The organism is Marmoricola sp. RAF53, from assembly GCF_052114005.1.
Classification (GTDB): Bacteria; Actinomycetota; Actinomycetes; order Propionibacteriales; family Nocardioidaceae; genus Marmoricola.
Genome location: NZ_JBFRDX010000008.1, coordinates 48,062 through 62,599 on the forward strand (window position 1 = coordinate 48,062; position 14,538 = coordinate 62,599).

Sequence of the window (14,538 nt, forward strand, 5' to 3'; positions counted from 1 at the left end):
GAGGCTAGCCGCACCGGGGCGCGGCAGTCACCAGACGAGGACGGGCTTCACGACTTTTCCGGCGAGCACGTCGGCCACGGCCTGGTTGATCTCGCTGAACGGGTACGTCGCGATCAGGTCGTCGACGTCGAACTCGCCGGCGGCGTTGAGCGCGATCAGCCGCGGGACCATCTCCTGCGGGTCCGAGTCGCCCTCGATGGAGGCCTTGATGACCTTGCCGGTCTGGAGCAGGTCGATCGCGTCGATCGCGTACTCCTCGGCGCCGAGGCCCAGGGCCACCAGGGTGCCGCGCACCTTCAGCGCCTGCTGGGCCTGCTTCACCACGGCCGAGATCGCCGTCGTGTCGATCGCGTACGACGCCCCGCCGCCGGTGAGCTCCTTGATCTTCTCGACGACGTCCTCGGCCGTCGGGTCGACCCCGATCGCGCCGAACTTCGCGGCCGCGTCCCGGCGGCTGGCCATCGGGTCGACCGCGACGACCGTGCCGACGCCGAGGTGCTGGGCGGCGGCCAGGGCGGCGAGCCCGACGGCGCCGACGCCGAAGACGACCAGGCTGTCCCCGGCCTCCGGCTTCAGCACGTTGAGCACGGTGCCGGCGCCGGTCTGGAAGCCGCAGCCGTAGGGGGCGACCTTGGTCAGGTCGACGGACTTGTCGACCACGACCACGTTGTCGGCGTACGCGATGGCGTGCTGGGACAGGCTGGACTGGCCGAAGAAGTTGCCGAAGACACCGGCGCCGTCCTTGGAGTAGGTCTGCGATCCGTCCATCCGCATGCCCATGTAGTTCAGCAGCAGCGAGGAGTCGCAGTAGCCGACCAGGCCGTTCGTGCAGTTCTCGCAGGCACGGCACGACCGGAAGCTGAGCACGACGTGGTCGCCGACCTCGATGCCGGTGACGTCGTCACCGATCGCCTCCACGACGCCGGCGCCCTCGTGGCCGAAGACGTTGGGGAACATCTCCTCGGGCAGGAAGCCCTTGAGGTGGATGTCGGTGTGGCACAGGCCGGTCGCGACGATCCGGACCAGGACCTCGTCGGCCCGCGGTCCGTCGAGCTCGACCTCCTCGAGGGAGAAGTCCGCGCCCTGGGAATTCACGACGGCGACAGTGGTCTTCATGCGTGCTCACGCTCCAGCCAGAAGTAGTAGTGGTCGGCGGTCCCGAAGACCGCTTCGAGCTTGCCGTTCATGATCCCCATGACGGTGTCGTCGTCGACCTTCTTGAAGTGGTCGAAGACGGGCATGGCGTCGTACACCATCGTCGCGGTGGTCTCGCCGCGGAAGCCGACCTCCCAGAGGGAGGCGTGGCCGCCGCCGGCCGCCGCCGCGTTCGAGTAGAGGTTGCCGTCGGCGTCGCGGCAGATCAGCGGATGTCCCTCGAGCGCGGAGTCGAACCGCTTGCCGTGCCAGCCGATCTTGGTGAGCAACCCGTTGGCCGGGTGCCCGGTCGCGCCCTCCCCTTTGAGCAGGGCTCCGCCGCGCCAGGAACCGAGCATCTCCTCGACCCGCACGGTGGCCAGGTCGGCCCAGAGCGCGTCGAGCTCCGCGGGCGACGGGCTCGGGGCGGCGACGAGCGTGTCGAATCGGGCGCGGCTCATCGGGTCAGCGGGTCGCCTCGACCGACATCTGGGTGCCTTCCTCGCCCTCGCGGAGGTCGAGGCCGGAGAGGCCGTCGACGTCGCTGAAGCCGAGCTCCTTCTCGACCACCGAGTGGAAGCCGATCGCCTCCAGCTCCTGCTTCAGGGTCTCGAAGTCGAACATGTAGCCCATCCAGTGCTCGAACGAGGCCACCGGGATCCGGAGCAGGTCGACAGGGTGCTCGACGGTCAGGCCGATGCCCTTGTAGAAGCCGGCCTCGGGTCCGTCCAGGCTCTCGCGGCCCTTCAGGTACAGGTCGACGTGCTTGCGCATGTCCGGGGTGCAGAGCCGGACGGTGCCGCCCGGCTGCAGGCAGCGGTAGGCCTCGCGCAGCATCGCGCGGACGCCCTCGAGCGGGATGTGCTCGACCACGTTGTCCGCGAAGACCAGCTCGACCGAGCCGTCCTCGAGCGGCCACGCCGCGGTCGCGTCCAGGTAGTTGCGGGCGAACGGGCCCACGTTGGTGACGACCCAGCCCTCACGCGGGTCGTTGCCGCCGATCTCCAGGCGCACCGGCCGGGCCGCGGACTTCAGCGCCGCGTTGGCGCGACGGGTGGCGAAGGGCTTGTTGGCGGCGACGACGATCGGGCGAGCGACGGGCCGCACGGCGGCGCGGAGACGGGAATTCACCGGGCGAACGCTACCCGAATCGGGTGGGACCGGTGGGGTTGTTCAGAACTCGGTGTCAGGGCCGGTCCGAGGGCGCGGCCGAACGTGCGACCGGCCGCGGCACCGGGCCCCTGAAGACCCGTCCGTCGGCGTCGATACCGAGCAGGGCGCTGGCGAATTCCTCGGCCGTGGCCGGCGGCACCCGCCGGGTGGGGGCGGCGTCCGGGGCGCGGTCCAGCATCGCCCGGATCCCGTCGGCCAGACCGGTCGCGGTCAGCTCGACGGCCACCCCGCCGCCGGTCGCGGCGATCTCCTTCGCGCGGACGGTGGACCCCGCGGTGACCACCGGGACGCCGGCCGCCGTCGCCTTGCCCATGATGCCGCTGGGGCCGTTGTTGCTCAGCGGGATCGGGGCCACGTCGACCGCGGCGACCAGCTTGTCGAGCAGGTCGTTGGGGTGGAAGCCGTCCCGGACCTCGACCCGCGCCCGGCGGTCGGCCGGCAGCTCCTCGACCCACTCCAGCACCTCGGGCGAGACCGGGCCGGCGAGCAGCAGGTCGGCGTCGATCGCGCCCTGCTCGATCGCCTCGAAGATCAGGTGCGCGTTGCGGCGCTGGCTGATCAGCCCGAAGACGCCGACGATCTTCCGGTCCTGGGGCAGCCCGAGCTCGGCGCGCAGCGCCACCCGGTCGCGCGAGTGCGCCGAGCAGATCTCGGGGTCGCGGGCCCGCTTCACGATCCAGCCGGTGGTCATGTCGTCGCGGCCGGCGAACCCGGCCACCCGGTCGGCGACGCCGCGGGTGCGGGCCACCGCCGCGAGCACCGCCTTGGGGGCCTTGAGCTTCCAGCTGATCGGCTTCAGGCCCGCGCGGGCCGGGTAGCGGGTCAGCATCAGCACGAACCGCGGCTTGCGGGCGATCCCGCGGAAGGCCCGCGGAGCGTGCCGCCACCAGGACTTGAGGGCGACGTCGGCGTCCATCAGCACGACGGTGTCGACGTCGCGGGTCCGGCACACGTCCGCGACGGCGGCCGCGATCTCGGCGGTCGGCGGGATCGGTGAGGTGAACGGTTCGGCGACCTCGATCCGGACGTCGCCGAGGTACTCGGCGTACTCCGTGCAGTCGGTGCCGCCGGCCTGGGTGAGCAGGAGCACGTCGTGCCCGGCGCCCTGGAGGAACAGGGTCAGGTTGGCCACCGCCTGCGGGTGGTGGCCGTTCATGACCGGGTCGACCAGGACGGTCAGCGGCACGCGGGCCTCCCTGCTGGGGACGCGCTGCCGGCGGAGCGGCGCGGCGTCGTACGGACGTGGGGGAACCGGCCCCCGGGACGCGGGCACGGCGATGGCCGGAAGGGTAGCGCGGGGGAGCCCACCGCTCACCGGGATCCGGAGTTCCTGTCCCCGACGCGCGCAGGCCTAGGATGAGCCCCGAGATGTCTGACCTCCCCGCTGATCCCCGTCCCGCCGAGACCTACGCCGAGGTCGAGGACGCCCTCCTCTCCCGCTGGCCCGAGTCCCGGCTCGAACCCAGCCTGGACCGGATCGCCGCGTTCACCGAGCTCCTCGGCGAACCGCAGCGCGGCTACCCGGTGATCCAGCTGACCGGTACCAACGGCAAGACCTCGACGGCGCGGATGGTCGAGACGCTGATCCGCGGCCTCGGGCTGCGCACCGGCCGGTTCACCAGTCCGCACCTGGAGTCGATGACCGAGCGGATCGTCGTCGACGGCGCGCCGCTGTCCGACGAGGCGTTCGTGGCCGCGTTCAACGACGTCGCGCCGTACACGCACCTGGTCGACGCCGACCAGGCGCACCCGCTGTCCTTCTTCGAGACCGTCGTCGGGATGGCGTACGCCGCCTTCGCGGACGCCCCTGTCGACGTCGCCGTCGTCGAGGTCGGGATGGGCGGCACCTGGGACGCCACCAACGTCGCCGACGCCGCCGTCGCCGTGCTCACCCCGATCGCGGTCGACCACACCCAGTACCTCGGCGGGAGCGTCGCCGAGATCGCCCGCGAGAAGGTCGGCATCATCAAGCCGGGCGCCACCGTGATCACCGCGGTGCAGGAGCCCGACGCCGCTGCCCAGATCGTCGCCCGCGCGGCCGAGGTCGGGGCGACCGTCGCCCGGGAGGGCCTCGAGTTCGGGATCCGCTCCCGGGTGCCCGCGGTCGGCGGCCAGATGCTCGCGATCCAGGGCCTGCGCGGCACCTACGAGGACGTCTTCCTTCCGCTCTACGGGGCGCACCAGGCTCAGAACGCCGCACTCGCGCTCGCCGCGGTGGAGGCGTTCGTCGGCGGTGACGAGCCGCTGTCGGAGGAGGTCGTCCGGGACGCGTTCGCCGAGGTGACCTCGCCGGGCCGGCTCGAGATCGTCCGCCGCTCGCCGACGATCGTGCTCGACGCCGCCCACAACCCGCACGGTGCCCGTGCGGTCGTCGACGCGCTGGAGGACTCTTTCACGTTCAGCCCGCTGATCGGCGTCGTCGGCGTGATGGCCGACAAGGACTACGAGGGCCTGCTGGAGACGCTGGAGCCGGTGCTCGCGCACATCGTCTGCACCCAGAACTCGACCGCGCGCGCGATGCCGGCGCACGAGCTCGCCGAGGTCGCCCGCGGCATCTTCGGCCAGGACCGGGTCAGCGAGGCCCCCTCGCTGGTCAACGCCATCGACGAGGCGGCCGCCCTCGCCGAGGTCGGCGGCGTCTTCGGCGAGGGCCTCGGCTCCGGCGGCGTCCTGGTCACCGGCTCGGTCATCACCGTCGGCGAGGCCCGCGCCCTGATCGCCCCCCGGGAGGATCCGTCGTGATGCAGCGGCGGCTCTGCTCCGCGATCCTCCTGCTGGAGGCGGTCGTCCTCGGCCTGACCACTCCGGTGCTGATCTCGGTGGAGTCGGTCGACACCTCGACCGCCCTCTGGATCGGCCTCGGGCTCACCGTCGCCTGTCTGCTGGCCGCGGGGATGCTGCGCAGCCCGTGGGGCTACCGCCTCGGCTGGGCGATCCAGGTCGCGGCGGTCGCGCTCGGCACGCTGGTCACGGCGATGTACGTGCTCGGGGCGCTCTTCCTGCTGCTCTGGTTCACCGCCGTCCGGCTCGGCCGGATGATCGACACCGACCGGGCCGCGGCGTACGCGGCGTACGAGCAGGAGCAGGCGGCCGACCAGGGCTAGGGCACGTCTGACCGCTCCTGCCGGCTGCGCGCCGCCATGCACGGCACCTGGCGGCGTTCTCGTCGCTCGACGTGCCGCTGGCACGCCTTCGCTCCTCGGCCTTGCCAGCCACCGCGCCTGACGACGCTCGCTTCGGCAGCGAGCGGTCAGACGTGCCCTAGTTTGGCTCCATGGAGTCCTACGCCGCCGGCGAGACCAGCCCCGCCCTGCTCGAGGAGACGATCGGCGCCGCGCTCGCGCGGGTGGCCGCCGCCCACGCCGACCGCGAGGCGCTGGTCGAGGTGGCCAGCGGCCGGCGGTGGACCTACGCCGAGCTCGACGCCGACGTCGACGCGCTCGCGGTCGGACTGCTCCGGGCCGGCATCACCCGGGGCGACCGGGTGGCGATCTGGGCGCCGAACTGCGCCGAGTGGACGATCACCCAGTTCGCGACCGCGCGGATCGGGGCCGTCCTGGTGACCGTGAACCCGGCCTACCGGACCCACGAGCTGGCGTACGTGCTCAACCAGTCGGGCGCGCGGATGCTGGTCGCGGCCACGTCGTACAGGACCAGCGACTACCGCGCGATGATCGACGAGATCGTCGACCGGACGCCGGTCCAGCGGGTCGTCTACCTCGACACCCCGGACTGGACCGAGCACAACGTGAGCGACCCCGGGATCACCCTGCTCGAGCTGTCCGCCTACCTGGCCGAGAACGTGCTGACGCCGGACGACCCGATCAACATCCAGTACACGAGCGGCACCACCGGGTTCCCCAAGGGCGCCACGCTGAGCCACCGCAACATCCTGAACAACGGCTACTTCACCACCGAGACGATCAACTTCACCGAGCACGACCGGCTCTGCATCCCGGTGCCCTTCTACCACTGCTTCGGGATGGTGATGGGCAACCTCGGCTGCGTCACCCACGGCGCCGCGATGGTGATCCCGGCGCCCGGGTTCGACCCGGAGATCACGCTCCGCACGATCGCCGAGGAACGCTGCACCGGCGTGTACGGCGTCCCGACGATGTTCATCGCGATGCAGAGCTCGCCGAGCTTCGCCGAGCACGACCTGTCCTCGTTGCGCACCGGGGTGATGGCCGGTTCGCCGTGCCCGGTCGAGGTGATGAAGCGCTGCATCGACGACATGCACATGTCGGAGGTGTCGATCGCCTACGGGATGACCGAGACCTCGCCGGTCTCGACGCAGACCCGTTCCGACGACGACCTGGACCGGCGTACCGCGACCATCGGCCGGGTGCACCCGCACGTCGAGGTCAAGGTCGTCGACCCCGGCACCGGCCGCACCCTGGAGCGCGGCGAGCCCGGCGAGCTCTGCACCCGCGGCTACTCGGTGATGCTCGGCTACTGGGACGACCCGGAGAAGACGGCCGAGGCGATCGACGCCGACGGCTGGATGCACACCGGCGACCTCGCGGTGATGCGGGAGGACGGCTACTGCACCATCGTCGGACGGATCAAGGACATGGTGATCCGCGGCGGGGAGAACATCTACCCGCGCGAGATCGAGGAGTTCCTGTACACCCATCCCGATGTCGAGGACGTCCAGGTGATCGGGGTCCCCGACGAGCGGTACGGCGAGGAGCTCTGCGCCTGGATCCGGATGCGCGAGGGCCGCGACCCGCTCGACGCCGACGCGGTCCGGGCGTTCGCGACCGGACGGCTGGCGCACTACAAGATCCCGCGGTACGTGCTCGTGGTCGACGAATTCCCGATGACGGTGACCGGGAAGGTCCGCAAGGTCGAGATGCGCGCGGAGACGGCCCGACGCCTGGGACTGGACTGAACGCCTCTAGGGTGGCTCCATGACTCAGCGCACCCTGGTCCTGCTCAAGCCCGACACGGTCCGGCGCGGCCTCGTCGGAGAGGTCCTGTCCCGGTTCGAGGCCAAGGGCCTGGCGATCGTCGCGATGGAGCACCGCACCATCGACGCCGAGCTGGCCGACCAGCACTACGCCGAGCACGTCGAGCGCGACTTCTACCCGCCGCTGCGGGCCTTCGTGACCAGCGGGCCGCTGGTGGCCCTGGTCCTCGAGGGCGACGAGGCCATCGAGGTGGTCCGGCTCGTCAACGGCGCCACCGACGGCCGCAAGGCCGCTCCGGGCACGATCCGCGGCGACCTGTCGCTGTCGAACCGCGAGAACCTGGTCCACGGCTCGGACTCCGAGGAGTCGGCCGCGCGCGAGATCAAGATCTGGTTCCCCGAGCTCTGAGCCCTGAGTCCCGGTGCGGCAGCTGATCGCGCTCGTCGCCGCGGCCGCCCTGCTGACGGGGTGCGCGGCCGGCGACGGCAGCGTCCGGTCGGCGCCTGCCTCGGACCGGTGCGACGGGGTCTCCTTCGCGGACGTCCGCGGACCGGCCCCGGCGCTGGCGCACCCGCCGCTCGAGGGCTACCCGGCAGCGCCGGCCGTCTGCGCGGCGTACTGGGTACCGCAGGTGGACCGGTGGTTCACGCCACAGTCCCTGGAGGTCCGCGGCACCACGGCGTACGTCGGCGGCTACCGCTGGCGCCGCGCGCTCGGGCCGCGCCCGTGCCAGATCGCCGTCGTCGACACCCGGACCGGGCGGACGACGGCGTTCGTGCGGAAGTTCGAGGCGCCCGTGTACGGCCCGGAGCCGACGTACTGCCGGCACGCCGGCGGCATGGAGCTGACCCGGCACGGGCTGTGGGTGGCCGAGTTCGAGCGGCTCTGGCTCCTCGACCCGGCACGGCTCGGGAGGGGCGACCCGGTGATCCGGGTGTGGCGGCTGGCCGCGCCGGTGCGCGCCGGGACGATGCTCGTCTCCGGGAACCGGCTCGGACTGGCCTCCTACGTACCGAACCGGCCCGGGAGGCTCTGGTGGTTCGATCTGGACCACGTGCTGGCGCCCGGGACGACCCTGCTCGACCGCCCGGTCGCGGTCCGGAAGGTGCCGGCGCGGTTGCAGGGGGTCACCTCGGGCCAGGGCGGCGGGCTCTGGTCCAGCTCCTCGCGGACGCACTGCGGCGCGCTGAAGGCTCCCGGCCGGGCGCCGGTCTCGTTCGTCCCGGGCGGCGAGGACATCGAGCTGGTCGGTCCGGACATCTGGACGGTCAGCGAGGCCGGCACCCGTCCGTACCTGGACGACGGCGAGCGCGTCGTACCGGCGCTGCTCCGGCTGGACCGGCGCAGCGTGCTGGCGGGGCCGCGGGCGCACTGCGCCTGGTGACGGGGCGGCGAGCCGCCCGCGTGTCCTCCCGGGGATCCTCGCCGGGCCAACTTAGTCTCGTTACTGGTGGGACACGTGGTTTCCGTGTTGCTGACGGTGGCTGTGTGTCTCGCTCCTTCCCCACTTGATGCTCCTGCGAGGCGACGACATGGCGAACAACCTGATCGGCCGTGACCTGGCGGTGGACCTCGGCACCGCCAACACGCTGGTCTACGTCCGCGGCAAGGGCGTGCTCCTCGACGAGCCGTCCGTGGTCGCGATGCACGCGAACACCCACGAGATCCTGGCCGTCGGCAGCGACGCCAAGCGGATGATCGGCCGTACGCCGGAAGGCATCACCGCGATCCGGCCGCTGCGCGACGGCGTCATCGCCGACTTCGACGCCACCGAGCAGATGCTGCGCCACTTCATCGCCCAGGTGCACCGCCGCCGCTACTTCACCAAGCCGCGGCTGGTGATCTGCGTGCCGAGCGGCGTCACCCCGGTCGAGCAGCGCGCCGTGAAGGAGGCCGGCTACCAGGCCGGCGCCCGCAAGGTCTACATCATCGAGGAGCCGATGGCCGCCGCCATCGGTGCCGGGCTGCCCGTCCACGAGGCCACCGGCAACATGGTCGTCGACATCGGCGGCGGCACCACCGAGGTCGCCGTGATCTCCCTCGGCGGGCTGGTCACCACCCTCTCGGTGCGCACCGCCGGCGACGAGCTCGACCAGGCGATCATCGCGTACATGAAGAAGGAGCACTCCCTGATGCTGGGGGAGGGCACCGCCGAGGAGATCAAGATGACCCTCGGATCCGCGTTCCCGCTGGCCGAGGAGCCGAGCGCCGAGATCCGCGGCCGCGACATGGTCTCCGGCCTGCCGCGCACGGTCACCGTGGGCGCCCCCGAGATCCGCAGGGCGATCGAGGAGCAGCTGCACGCGATCATCGACGCCGTCCGCGCCACCCTCGACCAGACGCCGCCCGAGCTGGCCGGCGACATCATGGACCGCGGCATCGTGCTCACCGGCGGCGGTGCGCTGCTGCGCGGCCTCGACGAGCGGCTGCGCCACGAGACCGGGATGCCGGTGCACGTGGCCGCGGACCCGTTGAGCTGCGTCGCGCTCGGTGCCGGCAAGTGCGTCGAGGAGTTCGAGGCGCTCCAGCAGGTCCTGGTCGCGGAGACACGGCGCGCCGGATGAAGCGGTTCGACTCGGGACGCCGACCCGGCCGGGACAGCCCGGGCCGGGTGCTCGCGCTGCTCGTGCTCGCCTCCGTGACCGTGATGACGCTCGACGCCAAGGCCGGGGACGCCTCCCCGGTCGACGGCCTGCGCAGCGCCGTCGGCAACGTCGTCGGGCCGGTGGAGACCGCCGCCGACGGGGTCGCCCGGCCGTTCACCTCGGTGAAGGCGTTCTTCCGCACCAACGACTCGCTGCGCGCGGACGTCTCCCGCCTCGAGGCCGACAACGCCCGGCTGCGTTCCGCCCGGGCGACCGACCCGCTGGACCGCAAGCGCCTGGCCGCGCTCGACGGCCTGACCCGCACCGTGGCCGAGACCGGCTACTCGCTGGTCGCGGCCCGGGTCGTCGCGATGGGACCGCTGCAGTCGTTCTCCCGCACCGTGACCATCGACGCGGGCACCTCGGCGGGGGTGCGCAAGGACATGACCGTGCTGAACAACGACGGGCTCGTCGGCCGCGTCGTCCGGGCCACCCGCAGCACCGCGACCGTGCTGCTCGTCGTCGACCGCGACTCCGTGGTCGGCGGCCGGCTCGGTTCCAACCTCGAGATCGGCTTCCTGCGCGGCCGCGGGTCGGTCGGTGACGGCGGCCGGCTCGAGCTCGACCTCGTCGACAACGCTGTGATGCCCGCGAAGGACGACGTCGTGGTGACCTGGGGGTCGGAGAACGGCGTCCCGTACGTCGCCGGGATCCCGATCGGCACCGTCACCTCGGTGGTCTCCTCGCCGCGGCAGAGCTCGCGCCGCGCGGTGATCAAGCCGTTCGTGAACTTCTCCGCGCTCGACGTCGTCGGCGTCGTCGTCCCGAAGGGCACCCGGGGCGACCGCCCGGTCGTGGCCGCGGGAGGCGTCCGGTGACCGCCGCCCGCGCCGCGCTGCTCGGCGCCCTGGTCTGCCTCGCGGTGGTCTGCCAGGCCGTCGTCTTCCGGTACGTCGCCGTCGACGGCGTGGTGCCCAACCTCGCGCTGATCCTCGTCGTCGCCGCCGCGATCGCCCGCGGCCCGAAGTTCGCCATGCTGCTCGGCTTCGGCGCCGGCCTCCTCCTCGACCTCGCCCCGCCCGCCGACCACGTCGCCGGACGCTGGGCGCTCGCCCTCGTCGTGGTCGGTTACCTGGCCGGCCGGGTCCAGCGCGACGCCCGGAGCTCCACGGTCACCGCGGTCCTGGTCGTCGGCGCCGCCTCGTTCGTGGGTACCTCCGTCTACGCGCTCACCGGCGTGCTGCTCGACGACGCGGCGCTGCCGATGGACGAGATGCTCCAGGTGATCGTGATCAGCGTGCTCTGGGACCTGTTGCTGGCACCGCTGCTGATCCCGCTGCTGCTCTGGCTGATGGATCTGGCTCGTCCGCTGAGGACCGCCTAGGCATGGCCGCGGTCCTGATCCGCCCGGACCGGCAGAGAGGCCGGGCGCGGCTGTTCGTGATGCAGGTCGGGATGCTCTCCCTCTTCCTCACCCTGCTCGCCCGGCTCTGGTTCCTCCAGGTCTCCACCGGCGAGGAGTACCAGGCCAAGGCCGCCGAGCAGTCGGTCCGCGACGTCGTCGTGCAGCCCGCCCGCGGCCTCGTCGTGGACGCGATGGGCCGGCCCCTGGTCGCCAACCGGACCAGCTGGGAGGTCAGCGTCGACCGGACCGTGCTCGGCCGGCTCGACGCCGGCGAGCGCGAGGCGCTGCTGCGCAAGGTGGCCACCACCGTCGCCGAGCCGTACGCCGACGTGCTCGCCCGCACCCGGCTCTGCGGGACGCCGGACGCGGTGAAGGAAACGTGCTGGAACGGCTCGCCCTTCCAGCCGATCCCGGTCGCCCACGACGTGCCGCAGGAGGTCGCGGTCCGGATCTCCGAGCAGGCCGAGGACTTCCCGGGCGTGCTCGCCGAGGCCCGCAGTGTGCGCGCCTACCCGTCGCCGTACGGGATCAACGCCGCCGGCGTTCTCGGCTACCTCAGCCCGATCACCGCCGACGAGCTCGACGAGGCCGGCCGCGAGGACGACGCTTCGCTCAACGGCGCCTCGGTGGTGGGCCGCGCCGGGCTGGAGAAGTCCTACGACCGCTGGCTGCGCGGGATGCCCGGCTACAAGAAGGTCGCGGTCGACTCGATGGGTCGCGTCCTCGACGACAGCGCCGAGGTGAAGTCGACCCCCGGCGACACCCTGGTCACCTCGATCGACGCGAAGGTCCAGGGCATCGTCGAGAAGGAGCTGCACGAGGCGATCACCACCGCGCGCAAGACCTACGACAAGGTGACCCACAAGAACTACGTCGCCGACTCCGGCGCGGTCGTGGTGCTGGAGGCGAAGACCGGCCGGGTCGTCGCGATGGCCAGCCAGCCGACGTACGACCCGTCGATCTGGGTCAACGGGATCACCTCGAAGCAGCTGAAGAAGCTCTACTCGAAGAAGAACGGCGTGCCGCTGGTCTCCCGGGCCACCCAGGGCCAGTTCGCCCCCGGCTCCACCTGGAAGCCGATCATGACGGTCGGCGCGCTCAACAACGGCTACTCGCCGGACAGCCGGCTGGACTGCTCCAGCGGCCTCCAGGTCGGCAACCGCTGGTTCAAGAACTACGAGTCGGCGTCCTACGGCAGCATCGACTTCGCCCGCGCGCTGCAGATCTCCTGCGACACCTTCTTCTACCGGGTCGGCCTCGGGTTCTGGAACAAGTACGGCTCCGACCCGAGCAACGTGAAGGCCAAGGATCCGCTGGTCACCGAGGCGAAGTCGTTCGGCTTCGGCCGCAAGACCGGGCTCGACATCCCCGGCGAGGCCGGCGGCCGGATCGCCGACCGGCACTGGAAGCTCGACTACTGGAACGCGATGAAGGGCTACTACTGCAAGGTCGACAAGCAGAACAAGACCGGCAAGCGCGACTTCCTGCACGTCTTCGCCCACGAGTTCTGCCTGGAGGGCAACCAGTACCGTGCCGGCGACTCGGTCAACTTCGCCATCGGCCAGGGCGACACGATGGTCACGCCGGTCCAGCTGGCCCGCGCGTACGCCGCCCTCTCCAACGGCGGCACCCTCTACGCCCCGCGGATCGCGAAGGCGATCGTCGACCCGTCCGGCAAGGTCGTGAAGACCGTCAAGCCGGTCGTCGAGGGCCGGGTGAAGTCGAAGAAGTCGGCGCTGAAGTACGTCGACGAGGCGCTCCAGGGCACCCCGAAGACCGGCACGCTCGCCTGGAAGTTCGGCGGCTTCCCGCTCGACAAGGTCAAGATCCGCGGCAAGACCGGCTCGGCCGAGGTCTACGGCAAGCAGAGCACCTCGTGGGTCGCGACGTACACGAAGGACTACGTGGTCGTGATGATGGTGACCCAGGCCGGTACCGGCTCCGGCACCTCCGGACCGGCGGTCCGCAAGATCTGGGAAGCCCTCTACGGCATCGCCGGCGAGGACGTGAACCCGGCGCGGTCGGCGATCCCCGGCACCACACCGCCGAAGCGGCTGCCGACCTTCGCCGCGGACGGGTCGATCCTGCCCCCGGCCGCCCGCCCGAAGAGCAACCAGGAGGACCGATGAGCATCGTCGCCTCGTCCCGGGTCCGCGGCGCCGAGCTGCGCCGCAGTGCGACCAGCAACGCCCGCAGCGTGGTCGCCGCGCCCCGGATCGACTGGATCCTGGTCCTCGCCACCGCGGCGATCCTGGTCACCGGGACCCTGCTGGTCTGGTCGTCGACGTCGACCAACGAGGCCCTCACCGGCGGCAACCCGACGGCGTACCTGACCAAGCACCTGGTCAACATCGTGATCGGCCTCGGTCTGGGCGCCTCGGTGCTGCTCACCGACCAGCGCTGGGTGCGGATCCTCACCCCGCTCGTGTACGTCGGCTCGGTGATCGGCCTGCTGCTGGTGCTGGTGATGGGCTCGACCATCAACGGGTCCCGTTCCTGGCTGCTGATCGGCGGGATGTCGATCCAGCCGGCCGAGTTCGCCAAGCTGGCCGTCGTGGTCGGGATGGCGCTGCTGGTCGCCGAGCGCACCGAGAGCTCGACGCGGCGCCGGGTCGGCGACCTCGATGTCGTCCTGATGCTGCTCATCGCCGGGCTGCCGGCGGCGCTGATCCTGCTGCAGCCCGACCTCGGCACGATGCTGGTGCTCTCCGCGACCGTCTTCGGCGTGCTGGCCGCGGCCGGGGCGCCGCGGCGCTGGCTGGTCGGGCTCTTCGGTGCGGGCGTCCTCGGCGCCGTCGTCGTGGTCCAGGCGGGCGTCCTCAAGGCCTACCAGATCAACCGGTTCATGGCGTTCACGAACCCGGACCTCGACCCGCGCGGTGCCGGCTACAACACCACCCAGGCCCGGATCGCGATCGGCAACGGCGGGCTCTTCGGCCGCGGTCTCTTCGACGGCTCCCAGACCAGGTCCGGCTTCGTGCCCGAGCAGCACACCGACTTCGTCTTCACCGTCGCCGGCGAGGAGCTCGGCCTGATCGGCGCCGGCCTCCTGATCGTCCTGTTCGCGGTGCTGCTGTGGCGGGCGCTGCGGATCGCGCTCGCCGCCGACGACCTCTTCGGCCGGGTCGCCGCGGCGGGCATCGCCTGCTGGTTCGGCTTCCAGACCTTCCAGAACATCGGGATGTGCCTGGGGATCATGCCGGTCACCGGCGTCCCGCTCCCGCTCGTCTCGTACGGCGGCTCGTCGATGTTCGCCTCGCTGATGGCGATCGGGCTGCTGCTCAACATCGGCCGCCGCCCCCCGCAGAACCGGCTGGTGCGCTAGAAG

14 protein-coding genes are annotated in these 14,538 nt (G+C 71.7%); 10 read left to right on the plus strand and 4 right to left on the minus strand.

The features are described from left to right. Nucleotides 1-27 precede the first annotated feature (27 nt). The 4 genes from AB4Y76_RS09400 to AB4Y76_RS09415 are packed head-to-tail and all read right to left on the minus strand — an operon-like array spanning nucleotide 28 to nucleotide 3,493. Nucleotides 28-1,116 (minus strand): NAD(P)-dependent alcohol dehydrogenase, encoded by a 1,089-nt coding sequence (locus tag AB4Y76_RS09400; protein ID WP_441924483.1) that lies wholly within the window; start codon nucleotides 1,114-1,116, stop codon nucleotides 28-30. Further along, nucleotides 1,113-1,595, minus strand: coding sequence for a DUF4334 domain-containing protein (locus AB4Y76_RS09405; protein WP_441924485.1), 483 nt, complete (start codon nucleotides 1,593-1,595; stop codon nucleotides 1,113-1,115). The genes AB4Y76_RS09400 and AB4Y76_RS09405 overlap by 4 nt, the downstream gene beginning before the upstream one ends. A gap of 4 nt (nucleotides 1,596-1,599) precedes the next feature. Next, entirely contained in the window at nucleotides 1,600-2,265 is a 666-nt protein-coding gene (locus AB4Y76_RS09410) for a class I SAM-dependent methyltransferase (protein WP_441924487.1), read from the minus strand. 55 nt (nucleotides 2,266-2,320) lie between these two features. Next, a complete protein-coding gene (locus AB4Y76_RS09415; RefSeq protein WP_441924489.1) occupies nucleotides 2,321-3,493 on the minus strand; it encodes a glycosyltransferase in 1,173 nt (390 codons plus the stop codon). Between the two features lie 182 nt (nucleotides 3,494-3,675). Here AB4Y76_RS09415 and AB4Y76_RS09420 point away from each other — a divergent pair, with 182 nt between their 5' ends. The 10 genes from AB4Y76_RS09420 to rodA all read left to right on the plus strand — a co-directional run bounded on the left by AB4Y76_RS09420 (nucleotide 3,676) and on the right by rodA (nucleotide 14,535). Next, on the plus strand, nucleotides 3,676-5,049 hold the full coding sequence (locus AB4Y76_RS09420; RefSeq protein ID WP_441924491.1) for a bifunctional folylpolyglutamate synthase/dihydrofolate synthase: 1,374 nt from the start codon (nucleotides 3,676-3,678) through the stop codon (nucleotides 5,047-5,049). Next, nucleotides 5,049-5,411: a DUF4233 domain-containing protein gene (locus AB4Y76_RS09425; protein WP_441924733.1), complete on the plus strand. Its 363-nt coding sequence runs from the start codon at nucleotides 5,049-5,051 to the stop codon at nucleotides 5,409-5,411. The genes AB4Y76_RS09420 and AB4Y76_RS09425 overlap by 1 nt, the downstream gene beginning before the upstream one ends. Nucleotides 5,412-5,581: 170 nt before the next feature. Then, complete coding sequence (locus AB4Y76_RS09430; RefSeq protein ID WP_441924493.1) at nucleotides 5,582-7,201, plus strand: AMP-binding protein; 1,620 nt, start codon at nucleotides 5,582-5,584, stop codon at nucleotides 7,199-7,201. Nucleotides 7,202-7,220: 19 nt separating this feature from the next. Further along, nucleotides 7,221-7,628, plus strand: coding sequence for a nucleoside-diphosphate kinase (gene ndk, locus AB4Y76_RS09435; RefSeq protein ID WP_441924495.1), 408 nt, complete (start codon nucleotides 7,221-7,223; stop codon nucleotides 7,626-7,628). A gap of 13 nt (nucleotides 7,629-7,641) precedes the next feature. Then, entirely contained in the window at nucleotides 7,642-8,604 is a 963-nt protein-coding gene (locus AB4Y76_RS09440) for a hypothetical protein (protein ID WP_441924497.1), read from the plus strand. A gap of 148 nt (nucleotides 8,605-8,752) precedes the next feature. Further along, on the plus strand, nucleotides 8,753-9,784 hold the full coding sequence (locus AB4Y76_RS09445) for a rod shape-determining protein (protein ID WP_441924499.1): 1,032 nt from the start codon (nucleotides 8,753-8,755) through the stop codon (nucleotides 9,782-9,784). Further along, nucleotides 9,781-10,683 carry a rod shape-determining protein MreC gene (gene mreC, locus AB4Y76_RS09450; RefSeq protein ID WP_441924501.1) on the plus strand — a complete coding sequence of 301 codons (903 nt, stop codon included), beginning with the start codon at nucleotides 9,781-9,783 and terminating at the stop codon, nucleotides 10,681-10,683. The genes AB4Y76_RS09445 and mreC overlap by 4 nt, the downstream gene beginning before the upstream one ends. Beyond that, nucleotides 10,680-11,189, plus strand: coding sequence for a rod shape-determining protein MreD (gene mreD / locus AB4Y76_RS09455; protein ID WP_441924503.1), 510 nt, complete (start codon nucleotides 10,680-10,682; stop codon nucleotides 11,187-11,189). The genes mreC and mreD overlap by 4 nt, the downstream gene beginning before the upstream one ends. 2 nt (nucleotides 11,190-11,191) lie before the next feature. Beyond that, nucleotides 11,192-13,339: a penicillin-binding protein 2 gene (mrdA, locus tag AB4Y76_RS09460; protein WP_441924505.1), complete on the plus strand. Its 2,148-nt coding sequence runs from the start codon at nucleotides 11,192-11,194 to the stop codon at nucleotides 13,337-13,339. Beyond that, nucleotides 13,336-14,535 carry a rod shape-determining protein RodA gene (rodA, locus tag AB4Y76_RS09465; protein WP_441924507.1) on the plus strand — a complete coding sequence of 400 codons (1,200 nt, stop codon included), beginning with the start codon at nucleotides 13,336-13,338 and terminating at the stop codon, nucleotides 14,533-14,535. Before mrdA ends, rodA begins: the two co-directional genes overlap by 4 nt. Nucleotides 14,536-14,538: the final 3 nt, after the last annotated feature.